A 26143-nucleotide genomic window follows, 5' to 3' on the forward strand; every position below is an offset into this window, starting at 1 on the left:
TTATTTTTTTCTATCTTTCCAGAGAGCCAAGCTTTTCTCCATTGTTGTCTTACTCAATCTTTCCGCTTCAATTGCATCTCCCTTTAATGCAGCTTTTAATAAGTCGTGATAATAGTTGAAGGACAACCCACGATGATCTTTTACAGAAAAATATCTTTTCGCCATATCTACATAAATGGAATCGAAGCTATTTAAAATGAGTAGAAAGATCGGATTGGCAGCAAGCCCAGCACACCTTTTTTGCAAATCCCAATCAAATGCAGCATAGCTTTCTGCACTATCTTCAAGCTGCTCAAGATTGGCAAGGAGAGCAACCACTTTAGGTTGATTAAACGTAACAGCATCACGAATATAAGTCGGAGTCAACGAACTTCTAAATTCTAATAAGTACATAATAAATTCATCTGTAATGGTATGATGATTCTCAACAATATTAATAAGTGTCGTTAGATTCCCATTGCTCCAATAATCATTAATAATCGCTGGCATTCCTTTTCTCCCTGTTATCCATCCACTCCTTCCTAAACGTTGAAGCGCCTCCCGAATAGTTGGGCGACCAACACAAAATTCTTTCGCAAGCTCTCTTTCCGGAGGTAAAGTACTTCCTACAGAATAAACACCAGCCAATATGGATCTAATCAATTCATTCTCAATTTTATCTGAGGAGCGTTCCTTTTCTTTCAAGCCATCGTCCCCTTTATTTTGTGGTAATACAGGTTAAAGACATTGGTAATACCAAAAATTATATAATGAGTTTGAATTTTCTGTCAATGGAAAGGAGCGAATTTTTATAAATAGAATTATCGAACAAGCCGGTAAACTACTTAGTAGGATGGAAAACGATTGCTTAAATACGTTGTTAGGATATTTATAAAAGAGAAAAAACTCATTTAGATATACAATGGAGAACCGTATCATAAAGTAAATGAGATTTTTATTCAACCTTATGAAAATTATTAGTTTTAGCAACTACATAATTTTTAATATTAAATCCTTCAGTTTTTTACAGATAAAATCATCTGCAATGATAGGAAATCGTCAACCTTACAAAAGTGTAATCTAATTTTGTTAGTTATTTTTTTGTAGGCTATTTATAATAACTTTAGTAAGAGGAATTATCATATATCCTATCTTTATTGAGAAAAATAGCTGCATTAAGTTAATAAGGAGATTACATATTATGAATGTTATACATATTACCTTTGGAGATTCTGCATATGGAAATTTAAAGAATGCTTTTCAACAAAGAAATGAGCACAAAAATGAAAAAGTGATTTGTATTAATGAGGATTTTTAATAGGTCCTATTTATAAATTAGATTCTATTGAAGGAATGCAAGAAAGAAAAAAATGGCTAAAAGAGGTATTAACAACAGTTGGCCCCACTTCAGATTTAGATTACTTAGATTGGATTGAAACTACGCATAAACAGAATTCGCAAATTGTAGAACAGGTTCCAAGTGGGGGTAAAGTAATCTTATGGTATGGCGAAAATGTATCTGATGTCATTGGTGTAAGGTTTGTGTTATCACTGCTTCATGAGAAAAATATGCAGATTGAAGAAGTGAATGTTACAGATTTTAGCCATCGTATTGAATTCACAGTGCGTGATTTACAAGACAAAGAAATTCCACATGTACTAAAGAGTGTAGGTGAAATGCCTTCTGAACTGGTTTTAAAAGCCTATCAAACAAAAAAAGAATTGTCTCATAAACAAGTTCAAAGTTTAATACAAGATTGGAAAAAATACTCTGAAACTAATGGGGTCTTAAGAATATTAGTAAACGGACAACTAACCACTGTATCTGAAGATTATTATGATGTATACATCTTGGGACACACGTCAAATGAATATCAACGTACGATCCGTATTGTTGGAAAAGTAATGGGGGAGAATGAACAACGTATAGGTGATACTTATTTAACTTTCCGTGTACACCAATTAATTAAACAGGGGAAATTAAATTCCCAAGGTAATGTAATGAAAATGGAAATTCGATTCCCATAGATAATTGCATATTTAGAACAAAAACGCTATTTCTTGTAGAAAATTTTAATCAGAGAAATAGCATTTTTTATCTAGAAATAACACAATTTCTTTTTTAAGGAACTATCTTGTTTTATATTATTGGGCATTGGAAGAAAGTAAAATAGTATTTCGAAGATTTAAGAAGAAAAAATTTTGTATAAAAATATGCCTTAAGTTGATGGATGTGTGGTGCTACCCCATCTTCAACGGAATAATATATGATAATCGGCTAACTAAGAGGAAAAGGAAGTAGCCAAGGAAAAAGCCTCAAAAAAGGGTATAAAAGCTATAAGAAAATTATAGAAGATGTGCTATATGAAGAGGTAAAGGAAGAGATTAAATAACTAACTTTTTTAAGGTTAAAATACCAGATTATTTTTAATTGCCTTTAATTGGGTATATAGACATTTATAATGTTTTACATACAAATGCATTATAAGTACTTTAAAAGTTTTATACAAGGGAATTTGAGAGGTCGTTTTTTAGGAGAGAGAGTAAACACCCCCCTTTTTTATCCATATCAGCCGATATTTTAGTAGCTGTATAAAAGTATAAAAGACAAGATTATTTCAATCATCACTACATAAGCGTCGGATATTTCACATGTTTTTCAACTGTTCAATTACTATGGGATAAGCCAGATCATGATGTTGTTCATTTTTACAGTACTGCTTACTGGTTGTTGGAGTGGAAAAGAGCTAAATGAAATTGCTATTAATTTGGCTGTAGGGATTGATAAAGTGGGAAATCAATATTTAGTTTCTTGTCAAGTTGTTAATCCTGGAGAAGTAGCTAATCTGAAAGGCGGAAGTGGAAGAACGCCAGTGGTATTGTTTCAAGAAAAAGCAAGTACTATATCTGAGGCAATACGAAAAATCACAACGATTGCTCCAAGAAAGATATATTGGGCTCATATTCGGATGCTTATCATTGATGAAAAAGTGGCTAAAGAAGGGATTCATAAAATATTGGATCTCTTTTTAAGGAGTCACGAAATCCGTTCAGATTTTTATATTGCGATAAGCAAGAACGTAAAAGCGGAAAATGTATTAAAAGCTTTAACGTCTCTTGATAAAATACCTGCGAATAAAATGTTTGCGTCTTTAAATGTATCTCAAAAATTTTGGGCCCCCACTGTAACTGTCACGATAGATCAATTGGTATCCAATTTAATGAGTGATGGAATTCACCCTGTAGTCACTGGAATAACGATAAAAGGTGATGTGGCATCGGGTGAAAAAACAGAGAATACACAACAAATCAAACCGAATACTAGTATACAATATTCTGAAAGTGGGGTTTTTAAAAAAGATAAGTTAATTGGGTGGTTAAACAAAAATCAAAGTAAAGGTTATAATTATATTATGAATCGCGTAGAAAATACTATTGCTCCTATACCATGCTCGGCAGAAGAAAATGTTGTCTTTGAGGTTATAAAAAGTAAAACAAAAGTAAAGGAAATAGTAAAAAATAAAAAGCATATGATTGAAATTGAGTTACATCTGAAAGGTAATATTACAGAAGTACAATGTAAAAATCTTGATTTAACGAACCCAAAAACTATTCATCAATTAGAAAGAGTAGGTGAAAAAAGAGTAGCACAAGTCATAAAAGAAGCATTAAAAGCCGCACAAAAGAAATATGAAGTCGATATATTTGGATTTGGGGAAGTCATCCATAGTGAAAATCCTCAATATTGGAATAAAATCAAGAGTTCCTGGGATCAAAAATTTGTGAACTTTCCAGTAAGTATAAAGGCACACGTTCAGCTTAAACATACGGGAAACTATAAAAATTCTTTTTTAAAAGAGTTCAAAAAATAACAACTTATATTCGGATAAACCAAAGATCTTCAGCACGGTTTGAACTTTGTGATTATTTATGTGTATGTTCCTAAAATTTTAAGGGTTATTAAATAGTATTGTAATATATGGGTATTGCCAGGGGAATGGGAATTTACAACGCTAAGCCCATTTTCAAGAAGATGCCCACAATTTTGAAAACGATAAGAAAGGTTCAGTTATCTTATTGTTGATTTGAAATTCAGAGATGAAAAAACACGTTTTATCGAGCGTGTTTTTTTGTTTTTAAGTGGATAGGAAGTTTATTCGTCTGGAACGAGGGTCTGATAAATACTAGAGTTTACAAAGAGGTAAAGGTAGTTTGTTGATAACTTAAAATAAAGTTTGATAAAAAGGTCTATTTTGTAGAGTAATTGCTTATGCATAAAATAACACTAATTTTTAGTATACTGTTGCTATAAACTCTCACGAGATTTGGAAAATAGATTCGCGAATCAACCGCGTTTCCAACCTGATGTGGTAATGAGATTCACAGCTATTATGAGTGCAGTGAAATAACAAGGAGGTTTCCACTATGACAGCTTTATTTGAACCTATGGCGTTTCAGCTGAAAACCGAGCGACTCGACCTGAGTATGTGGGAGGAATCCGATTCAGCCTGGATGAGAAAATTAATTGGCGAACGTGGTGTGGACATGCCAGCCCTTGACTCCGTTCGTAGCAAGCTTATCGAGATGCGCAAGAGAGCAGTCGAAGATGGCATTTCCCTTCTCACTATTCGCCGACGAGACGAAGGCGATTTCATCGGATACTGTGGCTTGATTATCGGTCGTTCTACACTTGAAGAGCCGGAGATCGCATACGAGTTGTTCCGCAGTGTTCACCGTAAAGGATATGCGACTGAGGCAGCATCCGTAGTCCTAGACGCTGCGATTGCTACCGGACGTCACAGACTTTGGTCGACTGTAGGCGCTTGGAATGTTGCGTCCCTTCGGGTGCTAGAAAAGATAGGATTTGAGCGACATCACAGCACGTGGGACGAGCGCGGTGAGATAGTTTGGAACGTACGCGATCTTTAGAGATTCCGACTTCATCCGAAACTATGGAAAAGGTCATTAGTTTAGGGGAGAATCCAGATACAGATAAAAGGGCTGATTTATAACCTAAATAGTGACAAACTATAACCGAGGCTGTTTCTTTTAAATAAAGTCACGGTGCTATAAAAAATACGCGATGTTTTGCCCCTTTGGATTTGTTTATCTAAAGGGGTGTTCTTTTAGTGAGCTCGCAACATCGCCATTAAGAAGTTTGGGAGAAACCTTAGAAGGTCAATATCTCACGGCGGAGGAATTTAAAGAGAGAACGAGGAAGAGTCATAATAGGGAAAACAAACTATTTGTGTGAACATTATAAATATAGGAAGAAAGTCGTATAGAAAGCATGAAGCATATTTAATTACATTGTTTTGAAAGTGCAATTTAATTAAATATGCAATATTGCATATTTGCTATTCGTAATCTTATGTTATCCTAAAAAATGTTATATATGGTATTTGTTTTTTCTCCACGATGCCAGTTGAATAATAATAAATAAAAATCATATTTTAGATGTTAGTCAAGAAGATATTAGATTTTTATTTTCAATGTCTGATAAAAGCGATGCAATTAGACGCCAAAATATCGTGGTTGACTATGGATTTACAATTGAATAAAGAAATCATCTTGTGGATTAAGGGTGTGGATAATGAGTTTAATAATTAAAGATTTAACAAAGAAATTTGACGAGCACACTGCAGTTAATAATTTGAATATTGAAATACCTAAAGGCGAAATATTTGGATTCCTTGGCGGGAATGGAGCTGGTAAAACTACTACATTTCGAATGATACTTGGACTTTTATCAAAATCAAGCGGATCTATTTCATGGAATGGTAAGCCTATAAATTATGATGTTACTGATAAGATTGGCTATTTACCAGAAGAACGTGGGCTTTATGCGAAAATGACTGTAAAAGAACAAGTTAACTTTTTTGCAAAACTAAAGAACATGAAAAGTAAAGATGCAGAAAAAGAACTTCAATATTGGCTGGAGCGTTTTAATATATCGGAGTATCTGAACAAAAAAGTAGGAGAACTTTCAAAAGGGAATCAACAAAAAATTCAGTTGATCACTGCGATTATACATAAGCCCGAACTTTTAATTTTAGATGAACCATTTAGTGGTTTAGACCCAGTAAATGTTGAAATGTTAAAAGAAGCTGTTCTTGATATGCAAAAACAAGGTTCGTCCATTCTTTTTAGTTCACATCGTATGGAACATGTGGAAGAGTTATGCCAACACATTTGTATCATGCATAAAGGAGTACCTGTTGTTCAGGGTGACATTGCTAAAATTAAAAGTGATTTTGGTAAAAAGAATGTTGTAATCGTTGGCGATCATGACTTTGACCATTTGAAAGAAATAAAAGGTGTAGAAAGTATGAAGAAACGTAAGAATGCAGTTACTCTTAAAATTTCATATGAAGAAGTTTCTCATGTTTTATTTAAAGAAATAACGAAGTTAGGGTATGTTAAAAAGTTTGCAGTAGAAGAGCCTACACTAAATGATATCTTTATTGCGAAAGTAGGTGCACAACATGAGTAGTTTCTGGACAATTTTTTTACAAAACTATAAATCTAAGGTGAAATCAAAATCATATTTTGCTATTACAATAATAATTTCTATGTTAATTATAGGGTTGATGAATGTTGACAAGATTTATGACTTTTTTGCGGGGAATGAGGAAGAACAAGTTGTTGTTGTTACAGAAAAAGAAGAATTATATACAACAATTCATCAAGTATTTAAAAATGTCGATAGTAAATTACATGTAAAGCGTAGTACGGATAAACAAAAAGCAGAATCGGGCGTTAAAAAGGGTGAATATACATATGCAATCGTTGTAGAGGAATTGGATAATAAACAACTGAATGCCACGTATATAACTGAGACAGATGTAAATCAGCAAGATGTTATCAAGGTTCAAACTATTTTATCTCAAATACAATCTTCTAATTTCGCCCAGCAATTGAATCTATCGCAAGATGAATTAAAGGTGTTAACAACACCAGTAGAAATACATACCAAAACTGTTTCAGATAAGGTTAAAGATGGAGAAAATAAAGAGAGTGTAGGAATTTTAATTAATATCTTTATCATACTAAATTATTTTATGATATTATTGTATGCTGCACAATTAGCTACAGATGTTGCAATAGAGAAATCTTCTCGTGTAATGGAGTTAGTTGTTTCAAGTATATCACCTACAAAACATTTATATGCGAAGCTCTTTTCAACATTATTGGCGGGTATTACTCAAATAATAATTTGGGGCTTGGTCGCAACTGTAGGGTATAAAACAGCAATTAAGGGATCGAAAAATGATATTTTAAATGGAATTGATTTAAATTCAGTTGCTCCAACCCTAGTGGTGTATGGGATTATATTCTTCACATTAGGATTCTTATTATATGGCTCATTATCTTGTCTATTCGGCTCTATTATTAGTCGTATAGAGGAATCTTCTCAAGCTATTATGCCACTGACATTTATGTTAATTGCTGCTTTGTATATCGCAATTTATGGTATTTCAAATCCAAGCAGCTCTTTTGTTACCATTACTAGTTATATACCTTTCTTCACTCCTATTGTTATGCTCGTACGAATTGGATTTCTCAATATCCCAGTATGGGAGATTGCGCTTGCATTAGCGATTCTATTAGCAACAATATGTATGATGATTGGTTTAACGAGCCGCGTTTACCGTGGTGGCGTATTATTATACGGTAAAGGTGCATTCAGTAATATAAAAAAGGCAATCAAGTTAGGAAAGTAATTGTTTGAAAAATATATTCAAAAAGATCTACATAGTTAATCTATGTAGATCTTTTTGTTCCAGTATGTATACAAATCCGTAAAGTCGGATGAAGGAGAAGGAAGAGGAACAATTTCGTAGAAAATTAATTGCCGATCTATCTCATGATTTGCGAACACCTTTAACGACAATGCGTGCACAAATGGATTCTTTGAAAGAAGAGGTTATCTCGGAAAAGGGATACATAACAATTACGTTAATGGATGAAAAAATTAATTACCTAGCTGAATTAATTGAGAACTTACTATCCTATTCATTAATAACAGCAAAAAAATATCCGTATCACCCAGAACGAAAGGATATGACACGCTTAATGAGAAAACTTGTTGCATCCTGGTATGACATATTAGATGAGCAAGGTTTTGAAATTGATATTGTGATTCCAGAAAAGCAGTTATTTTGGAATATTGATGAAAATTGGTTTCAAAGGATCATAGATAATGTAATTCAAAATGTAGTTCGGCATGCGAGTGACGGGAATTTTATAGGAGTATGTATGAACTATGAAGAAGGAACGATTACAATTGTTGACCATGGGCCAGGTTTTCAGAATGCACATTCGCCAAATAAGGGAGCGGGAATTGGATTATCTATCATTGCAGTTATGGCGAAAGAAATGGATATCGAATGGCGTATAGAATCTGATGATACAGGAGCGATGTTTCTATTTGAAAAGTTAGTGTAGAAGGGAGAATAATAGATGGAAGAGTTTTAATTCACAAAGCGTGCAAATAGAATCTTTCAAATTGCAAGTAAAGAGGCTGAATGTAACGAATACATCATTCAGCATTTAGACTTATTTATAGGAGCTTGCAAGGAAGGAAATGGAGTTTGTGCTGAGTTACATATGTATTTGTTTCACTATGTTGGTATAGATTTTTTAACAAGGTTATCGCATTTACAACATACATATTTTAAAGATACAAGATATATGGAAATAGAAGGATATAGGGTTTCTTATAAGACAATGGAAATCTTTCAGCTAGCTAAGTGTAAGATGGAACGGTTTAATCAAGTATATGTGAATGAAGGGCATATTGATGAAAAAGGGGCAACTTGTTTTACCGGACAAGTCTGTCCAAAACCAGAAACAATTTATTCATAAATTGTTTGGCTTAGCTTCATAAGATAGAAATGAAGGGAAAATTGCTACTCTATGTTTCTAACTAATATTTTTGCACCAGAACCATGATATGTCTAACTATGCAAAAGATATGTTTATAAAGTTTTCAGAAAGCTATAACATTACTTTAGTAGAGTGGAATGCTTATATTTTAGTTAAATACTGTAAAGCTATTTTGCGTCATGGAATATAATACCCAATCCATATCTTATCCCAGATTGAATTGTACTTACACCATGACGAAGTGTAGTTTTATAATAACCACGCGTTCCTAGAATAGGTCGATGATTTGTTGGGAAAATTAAAGCTTCTCCTTGTTCAAGGGTAATAACATGCCCTCTGCTCTGCGCCCGTGGTCTTTGCTCTACTAAGATTGATTCACCTCCAGTATAATCAATTCCACGTTGATTTAATGTAAGTAATATTTGGAATGGAAAATAAACATCTCCATATAAATCTTGATGTAAACAGTTATAACCGCCTGCTTCATATTTTAGGATTAAAGGAGTAGAGCGTACTTGATCATGCTTATGACATTGTTCAAGAAACTCCGTAAGAGTTGGTGGATAAATCAGCTCTTTTCCTAATTGTTGTAACCATCGATTTGCTGCTTTAGCGAGTTCAGGATAAAAGCTTGTACGTAACTCCTGTACAATGGATGGAAGAGGGGCTTGGAAATATCGATATTGTCCACTCCCAAAACGATATCTTTCCATGTGTATTGTACTTCTATAGTAAGAATCATCTTCGTACATATTAATAATTTCTTCACATTGTTTTGCATCTAACAATGATGGTACTATTGCATAACCCACATCATCTAAGGTTCGTTGTAGTGCATCCCAATCGAGGGATGCAACACGCTCTTGTACATATTATTTTCCTCCTTAAAAATTGCCATCTATCTTTTCAAGTGATAGTAATTCACGCTTCATCTCTAAGCCACCTCGAAAACCCGTTAATTTACCGTTTTTTCCAATTACACGATGACAAGGAATTGTAATTAATACTGGATTTGCCCCGATTGCAGTACCCACAGCTCGAACTGATTTAGGTTTTTGAATTGCTTCTGCAATATCAGAATATGAGCAAGCTTCTCCATATGGAATTTTGTTTAAAGCGTTCCAAACAGTCATTTGAAAAGTAGTACCAATTGCATCGACGGAAAAAGTAAATACTTTACGTGTTCCTTCAAAGTATTCAATTAACTCTGTGATATATGGTTGTAATTTTTGAGCATCTTCTACTAAATCATGCTTTGGAAGTCGCACGCTTGACCAGGCAGATAATTCTGTGAATGAGTGGTTTTGTGAACCAACAAAACATAGTCCCTTATCAGTTGCTGCAATAAACATCTTCCATTGTTGATGAATGAATGGGGTCCAATATACTTTTTGATTAAATGTTGTTTCCATGTTTCAAACCTCCATCTTTTTTTGATTTATTTTTCTATATTTACTGGGTGTATAGCCTGTTCGCTTTTTAAATAGTGTCGCAAAGTGTGACGTATTCGGTATCCCAACAGCAAAACCTATTTTCATAATGGATTTATTTGTATACGTAAGGTAATAAATAGCTTTAGAAATTCGAGTTTGTTGTATATATTCAATTGGAGTTACCCCTTTAATTCGTTTAAATGTTCTTTGTAAATGAAAAAGGCTTCCATGACACATGTCAGCTAGTATTTCTAGATTTAAGGCCTCATTATAGTGATTATCAATGTATTCTGTAATTTGCGTTACCCAATCCTCATTAGGCAACGTTATTCCATTTGGTTTACAACGTTTGCATGGACGAAACTTTTCAGATAATGCTTGCTGTGCATTTTGGAAAATCTTTACATTGTCTATATTAGGCACCCTAGATTTGCATGATGGTCGACAAAAAATACCAGTTGTTTTTACACCATAATAAAACTTGCCATCATAGGAAGAATCATTGTGTACAATTGCGTGCCAACGTTCATTAGTCATCTCACTAAAGTCTGCATTAATAAATTGGAGAGATTCTTTTTGAATTTTGCTATCATTTTGCATATAATCACCTCCGAAAGTAGTATAACCTGACTGTAGCTTCCATGTCCGTATTTTAGAATGTAAGAGCAAGATTGCGAAGAAAAATGCAGGGAAAAGATTTTAATTCTTATATCTGAAGTCGTTACCATAATCCTAATAAGTCGAAATGATATAGAAATCATAGAAGTAAAGGATTTCATTAAGTCACATAACCAAATAGTATCAAAGTTTTCATTTCAAGAACGACAATCAGCCTAGCCGATTGTCGTTTGTACTGATCTCCCAAGACAAGCCATTACCTCAATGACTGGTACAATTCTTGGACAAATAAAGAAAGCCTTGTTCTTCAGTAAGTTTTTCGAAGCTGTTAATTTACAGATGAGATCCGCCACTTGCATCAATCAATTGACCGGTTACCCAACGGCTGTCCGATGAAGCAAGAAAGGCTGCAACGTCCGCTACATCTTCTGGCTCCCCCCACCTGTTGAAGGTTGAAAGGCCAGCGGCATATTTCTGACCATTGGGATCTTGCAACGTATTGGCATTCATCTCTGTATTAATAATTCCTGGAAGGATAGCATTCACCGTAATATTACGGTTTCCAAGCTGCTGAGCCAAGCCGTGCGTAAGTGTGTTGACCGCCCCCTTCGATATGCTGTAAGCGAAAACATTAGGAGAGGCCACTCGTGTAACAAACGATGAGATATTGATAATACGCCCTCCATCTTTTAGACGTGATAAACCTTGCTGGATAACAAAAAGCGGTGCTTTGACGTTAATATTCATGACTTCGTCAAAAGATTCTTCCGTCGTCTCCTCAATGTTTATAATTTGCCCGATTCCAGCATTATTCACAAGAATGTCAAACTGATTATCACCTGTCCGTTTCCGAATGGCTTCATCCAATTTCTCATATAAATCACAAATGCCCTTAACGGTACTTAAATCCGCACTAACTGTGAATGCAGAACCTCCACTTTGTTGAATCTTATGAACCACTTCCTCTGCTTCATTTTGTCTTTTTCCATAATGCACTGCGACTAACGCGCCATCCTGAGCCAGTCGTAACGCAATTCCACTACCGATTCCCCGGCTTGCACCAGTTACTACAGCGATTTTACCTTTTAACTTACTCATGCTCTCATCTCCTTGATTAAAATTCATGTTTAGTTATATCACAAGGTGATGTTTGAAATGTTGCTCTCTTATTCGGTATTCATGTTTGTCGCCAATGAGAAACTAAATTAATGAATGCAAGTGATAATTAAACTACAATGTGAAGTAGCTAGGAGATTGAAGTATGGCTTTTGTTGATTTTATAGACTCTTAATGGACAATATCATGATCGTACGTGAAACGTTTAAATATACTGAAACTGGATCAGTGGGATTACTTAAAGATGGAAGAAGAATGCTTGTCATACAAGCGAGTGGGGCCATCTATACAAATGACGATTGGTATACGGAAGTTGAATACTCTCATAAATATCTGAAGGCGATGTTTAATTTCCTTGGTATTGAAGATTATCAAATCATTCGCGCGCAAGGGACGGATTTATTAGATTCAAATGAAGTATTACAAAAAGCATATAAAGAAGTTGAAGAAGCAGCTTCAAGATAGTCTACTAAATAAAATTTTACACTGGAAGAAAGAGAGGCTATTAATATATTAGAGAAAATTTATTAATAGCCTCTCTTTATGTTCTATTTTGTAAAAAACGGTTCCATAAATCAAAAAAGAAATATCTGGTACATTTTAAACATAATATACTAAATTATGAATGTGTAGTTAACAATTATATACTGTGGGAAAGGAGTGAGCCAGATTCCCATATTAAACATAATATACGGTTTTTTATGTAGTATATTTAACCGTTTGTTAACAAGACCCTTATTTTTTATTAAAAACTGCCCTTGTTGAAGGGGCAACAAGGGCAGGACAGACATATGGATTTGCAAGGGGTAATCTGCAAAATCTTATAAATTGTAATATGCATATATACCTAGAGTGGTTACGAAAAAGTAACAAAAACGCTATTTGAGTAGGAAACAGGTGATTCCATTGAGTGAAGCAAAAGGTTGGTACACATTGGCCGAGGCCCTCGAAATATTAGAGTTAGATATTAATGAAATTATGAGACTTGTAGATGAAATTGAAGAGGAATAATTTTTTAATAGCAAAGGGGAGCTGAATAGTGAACTTAAGGGAGTACGCCGTTTATAAGCTACACACTTAAAAAAATAAATATGCCCTAGTATGGTGCAGGGCTAGGGCATAAAAGTTAGTTAGTAAATATCTTCATAACAATACTAACATATTATTTGTTTTTAATGTTAGGAATTATAGATATTCCAATTGGATTTCGAAAAATCTTAATAAAAAATTCATTTTGTAGAAAAGAGGAATAGATATGTGTACTTATTGGGAAAACACAGTTAAAGAATTCTTCAAGAAACAAGAACGGGAACGAAATAAAAGAGCAGATAGCAAAAGCTAACTGCTCGGTTCTCTCCAAGGGGGAACAAGGAGAAAATCTAATGTCATATACATTATTGACGGAATATTGAGTTTTATTCAGTTATCTATAAGAATCGAAATAAAATATCTTTGATTAATCCTATGGCTCCAATTAGGAGTATCGATAGAAAAACTATTGAGAATATGCTTTTTTTAGGTTTTTTAAACTTCAGGTATAAGTTAATGATTGCGCCAATTGCAATAACAATAAAGATAACGAGTCTTAATATATCTGACATAAAAAACACTCCTATTAATCACTTAATTGTATTATGCAGGAAGTTATCTTGTGGTTAGGTTGGCGGAATACGATTTTAGCTAAATTTAAACAAAATAATCATTTTAGTAGAAAGAGAGGTTAATGAAGTAAATAATTAAATTTACAGTACTAGGGGAGCCCGTGGCACAGGGCAGACCAAGAGCAGGAATCCGTAACGAAAAGATAAAATAGCCATGATTTAGCAGGATTTATAGCGGTGTTAGAAAAAAATAAAAAAGTAAAAATAGGACATGAACGTTATGAAGTTGCCGAAGTAAGTTTAGAAATCAATAAGTACACAAATAGTGATGATTTAGCAGAGGTTATAGTAACAGTGAAAGGGGCTTAAAGTTCAAATAAGTCAGAAATAGCATCCAAGATGGGTGCTTTTTTCTTTGTTATATAGAAATTAGACATTAAACACCCTTAAAGGATCTTTTAGGTATAGTTGGAATGAATCCATATAATGATACATAACGGTTTCCGGCAAGGTCCCCATTTTTTTACGAGAGAGCACTTACTGGAGTAGTGCTCTCTTTTGTTTGCACATAAGGAGGTTCTCGGCATACAATATCAGGTCAACATAAATAGGCCATTACTCACTTAAAGAGCTCTATAAATAGGCATGGAGCTCTTTTATTGCACATAAAGTACCGTTAAACATACTATATTGAGTCGGGGCTATTCCACAAACTCCTTTTCAGAGGGACACATGTATTCCGCGATAGAGCTGCGCCATGTGAAAAGGAAAATCATCACTATTTATTCCATACTCATAATATTTCAAGGGCACTTAAGGTGCTCTTTTTTAATTGATTGAACTACCCCCATCGCTATCAAGATAAGATTTTAAAGAGCCCCCATAACGAAAATCTTATCTTGAAAGGAAGAATGCTTAAATCAAGTGCTGGAGTATTATATGATTCAAAATGGTATATATACTCTAGAGATAGATTAAAAAAGATAGAATACAACGTTTTGAATACAAGATAAGATTGGTAGTATGACGACAAAAGGAAATCCTTCAGAACTGGGTTTTCTTTTGCATTTCTCAAAAATCAACATTATGGTTTAACAAAGCCTTAATAAAAAAAGTCTATATCTTTTATTACTTAGTAATTTAAGATATAGGCTTTTCTTATCAAGCCCTTACGGGCTTAATGTATATTTAATTCAGAGTGTTTTCTTAATCTCGCATTGCTCCCGCCTCTCGGGAAGTCATTGCACCTTGTCCTTCTCTTACATCTTTTTGAATTTCTTGTTTTACTTTTAGTGCATCAGTTTCAGCAAAATCTGGTTTCATAATAGAGCCCAATTTCTCTATAGCTTTTTTATGATGTTGCATACAAGCCCTCCTCAATTTATTGTTTAACAATCTTATTATTTACAAAAATACACTCGGTTTATCCCGAGTAATTGAGTGAATTTCACGTAAAGTAAAAGGGGGTTAAATTGAATAAGTGGTTTCTGATTTTAGGAATATCCATTAGAAATTATTCAACAATCGGACGCTTTAATGAAGGAAATATCATAGAAATGATCAAACCTTTTTATTAAAGATTGATCATTTAAAACAAAGTTCGATCATTTAAAATAAAGATTGATTAAAATCCTCTTTTTACAGGATTTTTTTCTTTAACTATAGGAACAGGATAGTTTAAATAACTTAACGAAAAATTAAGAGAACATATATAGTAGAGGAATAAAAATGCATAATGAAGCTAGTGTTAAAATGGAGAAGAAACTGCCTTTCCTTATGAACATCTATCCTTTAAAAATGCCGGACATAATATATTGCCTCCTTATTTCCCTACAACAGCGTGTCAAAGTGGACGTATTGCCTATGGTGGGGAAACAGATGCAGAGGCAATTGCATCAGAGGAGTTTTGGACACACCTACTTAAATTTTTAGAGTTCATAAAAATTAACTGATAATAGAGCTTCATATCAACCAATTGCATGAAAACCAACTGTCCCTAATATGAAAAACTAATATATATAGATTTAAAACGCACAAAAATTCTTCTTGTATGGAAAATACAGAATTTTCGTTTTGGGGGTGTTTTTCTTTTTTAGCTTGATAGCCATGGGGTGCCACCAACAAATCAGAAAAAACCAAGGCTAAGCAAAAAAAATACAATAAGCTGCCCATATGGACAGCTTATTTACATAATTATCGAAAGCGGAAGTTAAAAGTTTTTAGTTTCTTGCTCAATTAAAGCGCCCGTTAGTTAAAGATTATGGATAATTAATTTGAAAGTGTTTTTATCTAAATACACCTTTTCTTTTGGAAAGCCAATCTTCTAAGGCATCTTCGTGTAGTTTTGTGAATAATTTCGGTATTTGGTCTATTGGGAAGTATTTTAAATCTAAAGTTTCAATACCATCTGCAGTAAGTTCCCCATCAATTGGCTTGCATTGAAAACAATGAACGATAGTCTGAGCTTTATCTCCGTTCGGAAACTCACCAAAATATTTAGAGTAGACACCTATAAGATGTTCAACCTCAACATTTAATCCTGTTTCCTCAAGTATTTCTCGTTTAGCGGTTTCTTCAAGAGATTCTCCAAGTTCCATAGCACCACCTGGAAGACCCCACTCGTTTCTATCTCCCCGTTTTTGTAAAAGGATTTCATTTCGTTCGTTATAAACAATACCTCCAGCAAAATTAAGAAAGATTAAATCGTGCCCTACTTTTTCCCGAATATAGCGAATGTAGTCCTTATTTGCAGTCATAAATTTCCTCCTATTTATATTTAAAATACAAATTAATTATATATGAAAATAGAAGGAAATGGTAATTAAAATGATACTGTTCCTTATTCAACTAACCTGTCATTTAGTTGAATAAGGAACAGTGTATATCGTATACATGTGTGGTTAACATAACGTCTCATTATCGATAGCAAAGAAAAAGCGAAATCCATTGATATAACTAGGATTTCGCTTTTTCTATTTCCAAAATTGCCACCACTTTTTTTGTTGGGTAGCTGCAATCAATTTTTTAGTTTCCTGTGTTTCACGGATCATAGCCATTAGGTTTTGATCACGTTCATTCATTCTTTGAACCATTGCTTTTTGAAAATCTTGTTGTTGTTTTTGCTGTTCAGTTAACCATTCTTTTAAACTTTTTTCATGTTTTTTAAGTTATTCAGATACTCTTTCAGTAACAATTCTATCTAACTCCTGAACAGCTACAACTTCTCGTCTTACTTGGATTTGTTCAGTTTGTTGTTTAGTTGTTTGTATCGGTTCAATGTTTATATATTCAGGGAATCCTTCTTTACTGAGGAGTTCAATAATTTGTTTTGTTTGGAGGTTTCTTTTATTTCTCATTTTAGCTATAAATTGAAAAACAGGTATAGATTCTTGATGAATTAAATATTTGTTCTTTTCCCTTTGTTGAAATTTTAAAAAACTACCGTATGTTTGACAGTTTCGTTTTATAGTCATAGCGGATACTTTTATTTCTTTGGCTACTTCTTCAGCTGATAGTCAGTTTTTTTGTTGCATTGTTCAGATCACCATCTTTCTAAACATCTAAACTAAACACTATTCAAACAACTAAACAATTCTATAGTTGACAAGGGTTCCCTTGTTTTTCTGTTTAGATGGCTGTTTAGATAATATACAAATAGTTTAACACCTGAACATCTAAACAGTCATCTGAACAAGCTGAAAATAGATAAAGAAGATAGACTAGTAAACAAGCTGTTTTCTACTTTTAAACATACAATATAATGAATCCTATTTTAATATAAGGGGGGGATATATTCATGAGAGATGATTGTGATAGATTTTGGGATGATTTAATGTTCTGTAGACGTGACCGTGACTGCGATTGTGATGAATGTCGTCGCAGACGTAACCATGATCGTGATTTCGATTGTGATGATCGTCGCAGACGTAACCATGATCGTGATTTCGATCGTGATGATCGTCGTAGACGTAACCGTGATCGTGATTTTGATCGTGATGATCGTCGGGATTGGTAAATCCCTTTGGAAAAGTGCTTTGAGGAAAAGCACTTTTTTTGTTCAAGAAAGTTGGCTATTTTTCGATTGAAGAAGCGTTGCGGATGGTAACCTGGAAAAATTTCAAAGAGCGCATTTTACATTGCTTAGATGAAGAGAATCATCCATTTATGGTGACTTTCTAAGAGGTGTTAGTAAAAATACTTGAGGGAATATAAAGTAATTAGTTCTAAAGTCGAATCCTTAACATAGAGGAATTCGACTTTTTTATAGGTTAAACTTCACTTAGCATACAAAATTTACGTTTTATTGGTGCTACCCTATGCCCATCAAACTAAAATTTTATAGTACCCCCAGAACAAAAATTTGTACTAACTTGTAAAAAAGTTTATTTTTTCATTTCGAGGTATTTACTTTTCTTAGCTTGATAGCGATGGGTATCGCCAGTATTTTGGAAAAACCCACGCTAAGCAAAAAATACAATAAGCCGCTCATATGGACAGCTCATTTACATAATTCCCGATCGCGGAAGTTGAAATTTGTCCTATTTTTCTTTTTATCATATTCTTTTGTTAACCACGACTTATTCACTTTTATTTTAATTAGCTTTCAGCAATACCGTAAGCAAGTAATGAAATATACCCGATTATACAAATTGCAATAATGTTAAGTATTATTAGTAGCCATTTTATTAACCCTTTTTTTGCTTTTAGTCCCAACAAAGTTCCTAATAATGGGGACAGAAACATTGAAATAATAAATGGTTTACCTAATGTTCCTAACGACACACCACTCAACATCGTATAAAAAAAAACAATGAAGATTACTAAAGTAGCAAGTGAAAAAACACTATATTTATTCATATGGGTTCACCTCCGGAAAGTTAGTTGTTATTTCCAATGTATAATATTCAAATCTTTATACAATGTAGTGTAGTGCTATCCTAAGGGGAAGTAAAAAATTCCTCTTGGTAATAGCACTATTTTTATACCGTAAACAGTTGTTTTTTATCTTTTAAAACACTTACAGGAAATTAGTGTTTCATTAAAAAATGTTTTAGACTGAAAAATTATTTTCTGTACATAAAAGCACCTTTTGTTAAGCTAAAACAAATGTCGGTTTGAAACAAAGATGTACCGTTTGTAAGAAAGTCGCACCGTTTTGAAAAAAGTTCAATCGTTTATAAAAAAGATGAACTGGAATAACTTATTCTAGGTAGAAGGGATTTCAGTTTCTTATTAAACAAGTGAGGTCATGTTAGTTTAAAAGAAGCATGCAATTCAATTGCTGTGAAATTAATATTTAGTTTTGTTTTGAAAGGAGAGGTATTAATGGATTCCATTCAAGGGAAATTGGATTTGCTACATAATGAAATAAAGGAAATGGGTGACATAATCAACTTAGATTGGTGTGGCAAATTGTTGTACACCTATTATGAACACTTTAATGATAATAACTTGAGATATAGAGCGGGTTCACTTATTGCTTTTTTAGGACTTCTCCTTGAGTGGGAAGATGAAAGTGGATTCCCATTCTATACAGGTACTGAAGAATACGATTGTCACCATTTTGATAAATACTTAGAAGAGTTTCTGAAGTATTCTTCTGATATTAAGAAGCAATACCCAAATATTTATCTTGTTACTGTTGAATCGCTAATTCAGTTGGATAAAAGAGAGAATTGGGAAAGTGAATTTCCTAACATCCCAAGTGGTCTATTCGATACCGTTAGAAAAAAATTGTTTCGAAATGATGTTAAAAAGTTAAATGATGAGACTTATCAAAAGGCATTGAAAGAAGCAGGCATGCTTTATTAAACTAATTAGAATGGCTTGAACAAACAGTTGATTTATTAAAAAAAGCATTGAAAAATACAATGTAAACAAAAAAGCCGTCTCCACCTAAGGAAACGGCTTTTTACTTTTACTTCACATACACATAGGCTTCATTTACAGTAACGTAGTATGTTTTACCTTTACTATTGTGTACTTTATACTCTCGTACACCACTAACCGTTATCCTTCATCCACTTTTCAAATTCGGACAATTGTGGCTCATATAGTCCCCCAATAATGTAGTAAACTTCAGATATACGAAAAGCACCAAATAAGTAATTGAAATGAAAATGGGGGTATATAAATACTAATGCATAATCAAAATATTACCGAATTAAAAAAACAAATGAACAATATTATTAAAAATCTTGAAAAAGAAAATGAAGTTAAAGGAAAAAAAATGATTGATGATATAATTAAACGTTACAAAGTAGCTGTAACCGTTTTAGAAACTAAAGAACTTTCTTCACTATCTAGATTAGATTTCAAGATTTTTGGTGGAGTTAGAGCATATCTCGACTCTTGCAGTGATTATGATAATCCTATATTAGGTAAAATGTATAAGGTAGAACAATTCCTTTCAAAGTATATTAAACGGAAATAAATAATATTAGAACGTCCTCGAAAAATGATCAAGATATGTAGGAGGACAAACTGATAGAACCTTAAAGGTGTGAAAAATTTTGAGTAATATGAATAAAAGCCGAATCGAAATTCTAAAAATGAAAGTAAAAAGAAACGCTAATAGAAAAGAACTTTTAGACGAACTTTCTAATATTGTTACGATTTCTATGGACTCATTTATGGATGCAGAATCTAATGATTTATTTTGTAAAGAATTATTTAATACGCTAGAACAAAATTCAAACATAAAAAATTTTGGTAGCACTGATTATGAAGAAAATAGAAGACTATCAATAGCACTGTTAAAAGAAACAGCTAAAACTATTAAATTTCCAGTTAATCAAGGGAGACTCTTTTTCTCTAAGGGTGGTAAAATTGAAGCAGTTAAGCTGAACATTGCTGAAGTATTTGATAATTTAGAAGAGTTATCAACCATATCAAGATTTCTAACTGGGTATGCGGATTTTGTATTAGTTGGTGATGATTTAGAATTCGGCGTATGTATTGAGAGAACGGAATATCATTATGAATTCAGTATGTGGGGTTTAACGAAAATCTAAATTATGAAAATAATCAAAACCACCTTTTTGATAGGTGGTTTTGTCTACTATTTCACATATACACCGGCTTCATTTGTAGTAACATAGTATGTTTTGCCTTTGCTATTGTGTACTTTATACTGCGGCGAATCACTGACACTTACTTTCTTATCAACGTAAATCCTAATTAATCATACATCTAGAGTGTTAAGCAATACATGAAGAAACATGGACTTATGACCCAGTAAATAATGTTATGAATGTTGACAATACACTTGTTAGAATACCATATAAATAAAAAGGAATAATAAACAATGAATGTTAAAATAGTAGATATATCAGAAAAATTATTAGATGGATATAAAGTATTAGTTCAAGTAGATAGCAATCAATTTATCACTGAGTGGGATGGTGATAAGGCAGCAAAAAATGAAAGCTACAATGTAGAAATAGATATAGATGATGAATTTATATGGAATACAAATATAGCCTTTTCAGATGAAAATGCAAATGCAATAATTCAGAATGATGAAGGCATTAAAGTAATCGCTAAGCTAGATTATAACAGTGAGGATAACTTAGCAACACTTAATATGTATGATAGTGTAGTACTAATTGATATAGAAGGAATTGAGCAAGATATATCAAATGAATGGGTAGAAATACAGTGTACTTCAGTTAAGATATTTAATACCAATTTTTAATAGAAACTAAGTGCATAACTACGGCATAGTTGTTATAGTGAGATGTAACAAAAGTAAACAAGTATATAAAAAAACTGCTCAAATAAAGAGCCGGTTTCTTTTGTTATTTCACATATACAGAGGCTACATTTATCTCTATATTAGATATTTACATTTTTCCTTCCTGCCCCATAATTTAATTTTTGAAGGAGAAAATAATATGGATTACAAATTTGAATTACTTAGTACAGGTAGTTTAGTTATTAGACTACCAAAGGAATTCGATATTTTAGAAGCTTTTTTAAATGTAGAGGTATCTGAATTCGGTGATTGGATAGCAGAAACTGTAGATAAAGTTTTAAATGAAAAAAGTGATCATGAAAAAATAAGTGCGAATATTTTTGGAGCAGATGTTCAAAAAGATAAAACTTTTATATTTAATAAGTATGATGAAGATGAAATTGAAATCCCTCTTGAAATAGAAACTATTACATTACGAAATCTAATAGATATTTGGTTAAATGAACACACAAAATTGACAACCGAAAAAAATAACAAGTAAATAATGTTAAAATATCCTCTTTTTTAAAAAAACTTATAATGAACTATTACAAATGAAATCAAAGAGGTCAGCTGTGCTTTTTAAACCATCTTTCGCAAGAACTGTACTTGATTCATGGGACTATTCGTTACCTCTAGCTGATTTATTAATTAAAATAGATTATGAATATAACAAATTAAAATAATAATTGACCGCCTATTACAGGCGGTCTTTTTCTATTTCACATACCCATAGTCTTCATTTGCTGTTATACAAGTTTTATCCTTCATAAAAGTCCCTTGATATAATCCGAAATTTCTGCGTTTACATTTTTTTCTTTTTGTCTCATAATTTTAATTGGGAAAGGAAGGAAAAAAATGGTTCAAATCAAAGTAACACCTGAAATGCTAGAAGAAGTTGCTAATCGTGCAAGTTCCAAAAAAGTAAGAGGTAAATAATATGAACTTAAAAGATTTAAAAAATAAACATATTAAGTATGACTGGAAAACTATTTTTGTAGGCGTCCAAGAAAATTATTTTAGTAAAGACGTTATTTCTGATTATGCGGTAGAATTGATGGATATTGGTGATGAAAGTGGGTTTGTTAGTGAACTTGCATGGGGAGTATCTAGTGAAGATTTAGATAAGGTGATGTTAGAAATAAAAACTAATTATTTTCCTCAATTAGATGAAGAAAGCACAATGTTAGTAGAGGAGAATAGAAAACTAAGATTTGTTTGTTTATCTGAAATAAAAGAAAGATGTAAAGAAGATAATGAATTATTAAATGAAATTGCAGAGTTTTATGGAAATCATCACTACTCAGAAGATATGGTGAGTTTTGTTAATTATATGCCTCAAGAAGTCCCAACTACGAAAGAAGATATGATAAATAGGTTTGAAAAATTTTTAAAATTAGAGAGTGAGATTTAAATACTAATGTATGTAATAAGGGTGAGAATAGGTGATATGACATTTTACTTACAAGGACCACCAAGGCCTTTCAATTGGAGATCACGGTGGTTGATACACTAATTTAATATATAATAAAAAGGACTAGACGGATTTACCATCTAGTCCTTTTTATTATTGTTTCAATGGTTTAATTATTCTTCATCTCCACAATTTGTTTCTTTGTAATATATAATTTCTGTTCACCACCTATTGGATAAGGAAATTTTAGGTAATACGAATGCAATAGAAAAATGAGGAATTGATACACCAACATTACATAAAGGAGAAGCAATAATAATCATTCGAAACGAAATTGTAACATCTTCACTCCTATTCTATATCGGAATTATATAGAATAGGAGTGAAGGGATGGATGATAGAGAAAAAATGATTACATATTTTGGTGAATTCTGGAAAGGGGATTCGGTTAAAATGCTGGCTGAATTGTATCCAGAAAACATTAAAAATCATTCGAATGTTTAGAGTTAAATATAATCCTTTTAATGTTTTTTAGAGAAACTTGTATACCTCGAACCTCGCGTAATATCAGAGGAAGGAGTCTTCTGTCGGAAAAAGATAATACAGCTTTTCCAGAAGCTACGGTAAAAAATAAAATTTTTACTTAGTTTGCTTTACTATATATTAAATGTAAACGGTTTCTATTCTCGGCGAAGATACTTAGAATGGGACCTTAATGAATTTAGAAAACTGAAGGGGGAATCATAAGTGGTTGAAAAATTCTTTACAATATTAGAAGATGGGGGACTTCATGCGCGTCCTTCAACAACATTAGTTAATGCAGTTAGCTCATTTAAATCAGAAGTGATGCTTGAGTATAAAGAAAAACAAGTGAATTTAAAATCTATTATGGGTATTATGGCACTTGGTGTTCCAAAAGGCGCACAAATTAAAGTGATGGCAAAAGGGGAAGATGAAGAACAAGTGCTTCAAAGTGTAAGTAAAGTAATGCAAGCACAAAGTATTGGCGCATGATAATAAGTACCGTTTTGAATGGTTTATATAATAAAAGGAATTTCCAACGCGAGAACGTTTTATCTAGAAACTCCTGAGTCAATAACATATAACGGTATATCATATATTAATAAGTATTGAAAGAACATCAAGATTCCCAATAGATTTAACTTCTTGGGAATTTTGATGCTTACTAGTAAGGGCAATTTAGTGTCATGTTATTACATATAGATATATAACACAGTTGGAATTTTAAAATCAGCACATATAATCTAAAGTGTTAGTTATAAGGGAAAATAAAAATATCCTGTGAAGTAATGCATATAACATAGAAGGATATAAGAGATAGGTGAAATTCATGAATACAAGACAAAAAGAAATTTTGTTTCTGTTATTATCTGAATCTAATGATTATTTATTAGTGCAAGACCTTGCGGATCAAGTAAATTGCTCGGAAAAAACAATTCGTAATGATTTTAAAGCAATTGAGGATCACCTTACGAATTATTCGAGTGCAATTCTTGTTAGGAAGCCGGGCTTAGGAGTTTACTTAGAGATTGAGGAATATGAAAAGGTAGATTTGTTTAATAAACTTTACTGTATAAATAATCGTACAAAGTATGAATCGGATGAAGAAAGAATCCTGCAAATTGCTTATAACTTGTTAATGAATGTAAAGGCAGTCACTGCACAGGATATGGCTTCTCAACATTTTGTAAATCGTACTACTATAAAGAAAGATTTAGATAGAATTGAAAAGTGGTTATATCATTTTGATTTAACTGTTGTTTCAAAGCAGCGGATAGGACTGATTGTTAAGGGAACTGAAAAGAATAAAAGAAAAGCCTTGGCTAGATTATCAGATTTAATTCGTAATTCAGAGCTCACGAATCAATTTATTAAGGAACAATTTTTATATCATGAGGTTGAATTTGTTACGAATGAATTGAAAGCGCTACAAAAACGACATGCATTATTTTTTACAGATGATGCATTTGAAAGTTTATTAGTTCATACGTTGCTGATGGTACGGAGAATGAAGCTTAAGCAATCGATTTTAACTTCTAAAAGGGAAATTAAAATAATACAAGAAACAAAAGAATATAAATGGACATTGGAGTTTTTAAAACGATTAGAGTGTGTTTTCGCTGTTCATTTTACAGAAGAAGAAGCGACGTATTTAACAGCTCATATTTTGGGCGGGAAATTCCGTTATCAAGACAAGCCAGGGGAAAGTAATAAACTTACTGAAAGTAATCCAATCCTTTCTAGGGTTGTACATCAATTAATAAAACGAATGTCACAGTTGTATGAAATTGATTTCAGTAGAGACCAAGTTTTAATTGAGGGATTAACAATTCATCTATACACAACGTTGAATCGTTTGAACTATGATCTCTCTGTATCCAATCCAATGCTACACGATATAAAAAGAATGTATCCTTATATGTTTAATATGTTGATTCAGGTATTAGAAGAAATAAATGAATCTCTAATTCTATATATTCCGGAAGAAGAAGCTGCGTATCTTACTCTACACTTTGAAGCATCTGTTGAACGGTTAGATCATCAGGAAAAATCAAAAAATGTAATCATAGTGTGTCATATGGGAATTGGGATGTCACAGTTGTTACGGACAAAAATTGAGCGGAAATTTCGTCATATCCATGTGATGGACTGCATTGCAAAAGCTGATTTACAAGATTATATAATGAAACATCATGATGTGGAACTCGTTATTTCTACCATTGCTCTTTCAAAATTACTTATTCCTCATATTGTAGTATCCCCATTATTAGAGGGAGCGGAAGAAAAGAAGTTAGGGGACTTTATAAAAGAATGCGATGAACCGAGTTATAAAGAACAAAAAGGCTTTGTTATGCTCAATTATACATCTCCATTTTTAGTATTTTTACAACAGGACGTGCAGCACCCATATGAGCTAATTGAAAAGCTAGCGCATGCTTTGCATAGCAAAGGCTATGTAGATAAAGAGTATGCAGAAAATGCAATTATAAGAGAAAAGATGTCAGCAACAACGATTGGAGCAGGGATTGCGATTCCACATGGCAATCCGAAATTTATTCAAGAGTCGGTAATTGCAATAGCTACATTAAAGGAGCCAATTGATTGGGGATCAGAGAAGGTATCACTTGTATTTATGCTAGCAGTTAAAAGTGATGGGAAAGAGGTAACGAAACAGTTATTTCATGAGCTATCCTTCATAAGTCAGCAACCATCCTTTATTCAAAAGCTTACCAAAGAAACAAACGTAATGAAATTTTTATCGTATTTACATAATTAAACGAAAAGTGAAGGCCTAAATACTTCGCTTTTTTGTTTGTTTCGGTAAAAGGTTTATTTT

23 protein-coding genes and 9 pseudogenes are annotated in these 26143 nt (G+C 32.8%); 21 read left to right on the forward strand and 11 right to left on the reverse strand.

Annotated elements, in window-relative coordinates:
* The gene (locus ACTFQM_RS22830) at positions 1-684 is read right to left on the reverse strand and encodes a GntR family transcriptional regulator (protein WP_400487542.1); all 684 of its coding nucleotides are present in this window, start codon (positions 682-684) and stop codon (positions 1-3) included.
* Positions 685-1180: 496 nt separating this feature from the next.
* On the opposite strand from ACTFQM_RS22830, the pseudogene ACTFQM_RS22835 reads away from it, so the two are divergent.
* From ACTFQM_RS22835 to ACTFQM_RS22875, 9 genes and pseudogenes are all read left to right on the forward strand, one after another.
* A pseudogene (locus ACTFQM_RS22835) lies at positions 1181-1512 on the forward strand (DUF1835 domain-containing protein); the annotation flags it as partial.
* Positions 1513-1656: 144 nt separating this feature from the next.
* A complete protein-coding gene (locus ACTFQM_RS22840; RefSeq protein WP_440036430.1) occupies positions 1657-2007 on the forward strand; it encodes a DUF3658 domain-containing protein in 351 nt (116 codons plus the stop codon).
* 665 nt (positions 2008-2672) lie between these two features.
* The gene (locus ACTFQM_RS22845) at positions 2673-3851 is read left to right on the forward strand and encodes a Ger(x)C family spore germination protein (RefSeq protein ID WP_440036384.1); all 1179 of its coding nucleotides are present in this window, start codon (positions 2673-2675) and stop codon (positions 3849-3851) included.
* 553 nt (positions 3852-4404) lie between these two features.
* The gene (locus tag ACTFQM_RS22850) at positions 4405-4908 is read left to right on the forward strand and encodes a GNAT family N-acetyltransferase (RefSeq protein WP_328061074.1); all 504 of its coding nucleotides are present in this window, start codon (positions 4405-4407) and stop codon (positions 4906-4908) included.
* A gap of 664 nt (positions 4909-5572) precedes the next feature.
* A complete protein-coding gene (locus ACTFQM_RS22855) occupies positions 5573-6472 on the forward strand; it encodes an ABC transporter ATP-binding protein (protein ID WP_327921922.1) in 900 nt (299 codons plus the stop codon).
* Entirely contained in the window at positions 6465-7703 is a 1239-nt protein-coding gene (locus ACTFQM_RS22860; protein WP_440036385.1) for an ABC transporter permease, read from the forward strand. Before ACTFQM_RS22855 ends, ACTFQM_RS22860 begins: the two co-directional genes overlap by 8 nt.
* An 88-nt stretch (positions 7704-7791) precedes the next feature.
* Complete coding sequence (locus ACTFQM_RS22865) at positions 7792-8427, forward strand: sensor histidine kinase (protein ID WP_440036387.1); 636 nt, start codon at positions 7792-7794, stop codon at positions 8425-8427.
* Positions 8428-8779: 352 nt separating this feature from the next.
* Positions 8780-8869: pseudogene (locus tag ACTFQM_RS22870) on the forward strand (IS6 family transposase); the annotation flags it as partial.
* A 63-nt stretch (positions 8870-8932) separates the two neighbouring features.
* Positions 8933-9007, forward strand: a pseudogene (locus ACTFQM_RS22875) (IS200/IS605 family transposase); the annotation flags it as partial.
* 28 nt (positions 9008-9035) lie between these two features.
* Here ACTFQM_RS22875 and ACTFQM_RS22880 read toward each other — a convergent pair.
* The 4 genes and pseudogenes from ACTFQM_RS22880 to ACTFQM_RS22895 all read right to left on the reverse strand — a co-directional run.
* Positions 9036-9731, reverse strand: a pseudogene (locus ACTFQM_RS22880) (2OG-Fe(II) oxygenase); the annotation flags it as partial.
* Positions 9732-9752: 21 nt separating this feature from the next.
* Positions 9753-10280 carry a methylated-DNA--[protein]-cysteine S-methyltransferase gene (locus ACTFQM_RS22885; RefSeq protein ID WP_440036388.1) on the reverse strand — a complete coding sequence of 176 codons (528 nt, stop codon included), beginning with the start codon at positions 10278-10280 and terminating at the stop codon, positions 9753-9755.
* Between the two features lie 3 nt (positions 10281-10283).
* A complete protein-coding gene (locus tag ACTFQM_RS22890) occupies positions 10284-10901 on the reverse strand; it encodes a bifunctional transcriptional activator/DNA repair enzyme AdaA (protein ID WP_440036389.1) in 618 nt (205 codons plus the stop codon).
* A 351-nt stretch (positions 10902-11252) separates the two neighbouring features.
* Positions 11253-12017: an SDR family oxidoreductase gene (locus tag ACTFQM_RS22895; protein WP_440036391.1), complete on the reverse strand. Its 765-nt coding sequence runs from the start codon at positions 12015-12017 to the stop codon at positions 11253-11255.
* A gap of 192 nt (positions 12018-12209) precedes the next feature.
* Between ACTFQM_RS22895 and ACTFQM_RS22900 the strand changes: the two are divergent.
* Positions 12210-12500, forward strand: a pseudogene (locus tag ACTFQM_RS22900) (NAD(P)H-dependent oxidoreductase); the annotation flags it as partial.
* 1373 nt (positions 12501-13873) lie between these two features.
* Complete coding sequence (locus ACTFQM_RS22905; protein WP_440036392.1) at positions 13874-14005, forward strand: hypothetical protein; 132 nt, start codon at positions 13874-13876, stop codon at positions 14003-14005.
* 837 nt (positions 14006-14842) lie between these two features.
* Here ACTFQM_RS22905 and ACTFQM_RS22910 read toward each other — a convergent pair.
* A complete protein-coding gene (locus tag ACTFQM_RS22910; RefSeq protein ID WP_440036394.1) occupies positions 14843-15001 on the reverse strand; it encodes a hypothetical protein in 159 nt (52 codons plus the stop codon).
* 422 nt (positions 15002-15423) lie between these two features.
* Between ACTFQM_RS22910 and ACTFQM_RS22915 the strand changes: the two are divergent.
* Positions 15424-15588, forward strand: a pseudogene (locus ACTFQM_RS22915) (acyl-CoA thioester hydrolase/BAAT C-terminal domain-containing protein); the annotation flags it as partial.
* A 333-nt stretch (positions 15589-15921) separates the two neighbouring features.
* Here ACTFQM_RS22915 and ACTFQM_RS22920 read toward each other — a convergent pair.
* Together ACTFQM_RS22920 and ACTFQM_RS22925 are read right to left on the reverse strand one after the other, a co-directional pair.
* Positions 15922-16392 carry an NUDIX hydrolase gene (locus tag ACTFQM_RS22920; protein ID WP_431089110.1) on the reverse strand — a complete coding sequence of 157 codons (471 nt, stop codon included), beginning with the start codon at positions 16390-16392 and terminating at the stop codon, positions 15922-15924.
* Positions 16393-16608: 216 nt separating this feature from the next.
* Positions 16609-17109, reverse strand: a pseudogene (locus tag ACTFQM_RS22925) (DUF3967 domain-containing protein).
* Positions 17110-17432: 323 nt separating this feature from the next.
* Between ACTFQM_RS22925 and ACTFQM_RS22930 the strand changes: the two are divergent.
* Positions 17433-17651 carry a hypothetical protein gene (locus ACTFQM_RS22930; protein WP_327902389.1) on the forward strand — a complete coding sequence of 73 codons (219 nt, stop codon included), beginning with the start codon at positions 17433-17435 and terminating at the stop codon, positions 17649-17651.
* 581 nt (positions 17652-18232) lie between these two features.
* Here the strand turns inward: ACTFQM_RS22930 and ACTFQM_RS22935 are convergent.
* The gene (locus tag ACTFQM_RS22935; RefSeq protein WP_440036395.1) at positions 18233-18493 is read right to left on the reverse strand and encodes a hypothetical protein; all 261 of its coding nucleotides are present in this window, start codon (positions 18491-18493) and stop codon (positions 18233-18235) included.
* A gap of 468 nt (positions 18494-18961) precedes the next feature.
* On the opposite strand from ACTFQM_RS22935, the gene ACTFQM_RS22940 reads away from it, so the two are divergent.
* Positions 18962-19447: a hypothetical protein gene (locus tag ACTFQM_RS22940; RefSeq protein WP_440036397.1), complete on the forward strand. Its 486-nt coding sequence runs from the start codon at positions 18962-18964 to the stop codon at positions 19445-19447.
* A 106-nt stretch (positions 19448-19553) separates the two neighbouring features.
* On the opposite strand, the pseudogene ACTFQM_RS22945 reads toward ACTFQM_RS22940, so the two are convergent.
* A pseudogene (locus tag ACTFQM_RS22945) lies at positions 19554-19652 on the reverse strand (N-acetylmuramoyl-L-alanine amidase); the annotation flags it as partial.
* A gap of 123 nt (positions 19653-19775) precedes the next feature.
* On the opposite strand from ACTFQM_RS22945, the gene ACTFQM_RS22950 reads away from it, so the two are divergent.
* Positions 19776-20069: a hypothetical protein gene (locus tag ACTFQM_RS22950; protein ID WP_440036398.1), complete on the forward strand. Its 294-nt coding sequence runs from the start codon at positions 19776-19778 to the stop codon at positions 20067-20069.
* Positions 20070-20148: 79 nt separating this feature from the next.
* On the forward strand, positions 20149-20649 hold the full coding sequence (locus ACTFQM_RS22955; protein ID WP_440036399.1) for a YxiF family protein: 501 nt from the start codon (positions 20149-20151) through the stop codon (positions 20647-20649).
* A gap of 47 nt (positions 20650-20696) precedes the next feature.
* On the opposite strand, the pseudogene ACTFQM_RS22960 reads toward ACTFQM_RS22955, so the two are convergent.
* A pseudogene (locus tag ACTFQM_RS22960) lies at positions 20697-20804 on the reverse strand (N-acetylmuramoyl-L-alanine amidase); the annotation flags it as partial.
* 138 nt (positions 20805-20942) lie between these two features.
* Between ACTFQM_RS22960 and ACTFQM_RS22965 the strand changes: the two are divergent.
* The 5 genes from ACTFQM_RS22965 (at position 20943) to ACTFQM_RS22985 (ending at position 26083) form a co-directional block, all read left to right on the forward strand.
* Positions 20943-21332 carry a hypothetical protein gene (locus ACTFQM_RS22965; protein ID WP_440036400.1) on the forward strand — a complete coding sequence of 130 codons (390 nt, stop codon included), beginning with the start codon at positions 20943-20945 and terminating at the stop codon, positions 21330-21332.
* Positions 21333-21531: 199 nt separating this feature from the next.
* Entirely contained in the window at positions 21532-21873 is a 342-nt protein-coding gene (locus tag ACTFQM_RS22970; protein WP_440036402.1) for a hypothetical protein, read from the forward strand.
* Between the two features lie 438 nt (positions 21874-22311).
* A complete protein-coding gene (locus ACTFQM_RS22975) occupies positions 22312-22785 on the forward strand; it encodes a DUF2247 family protein (RefSeq protein ID WP_440036403.1) in 474 nt (157 codons plus the stop codon).
* 747 nt (positions 22786-23532) lie between these two features.
* Entirely contained in the window at positions 23533-23799 is a 267-nt protein-coding gene (locus ACTFQM_RS22980) for a phosphocarrier protein HPr (RefSeq protein ID WP_440036404.1), read from the forward strand.
* 337 nt (positions 23800-24136) lie between these two features.
* Positions 24137-26083: a BglG family transcription antiterminator gene (locus ACTFQM_RS22985; protein WP_440036405.1), complete on the forward strand. Its 1947-nt coding sequence runs from the start codon at positions 24137-24139 to the stop codon at positions 26081-26083.
* Positions 26084-26143 lie beyond the last annotated feature (60 nt).

The sequence above is a fragment of the Bacillus cereus group sp. MYBK30-2 genome (assembly GCF_051915945.1).
Lineage (GTDB): Bacteria > Bacillota > Bacilli > Bacillales > Bacillaceae_G > Bacillus_A > Bacillus_A paramycoides.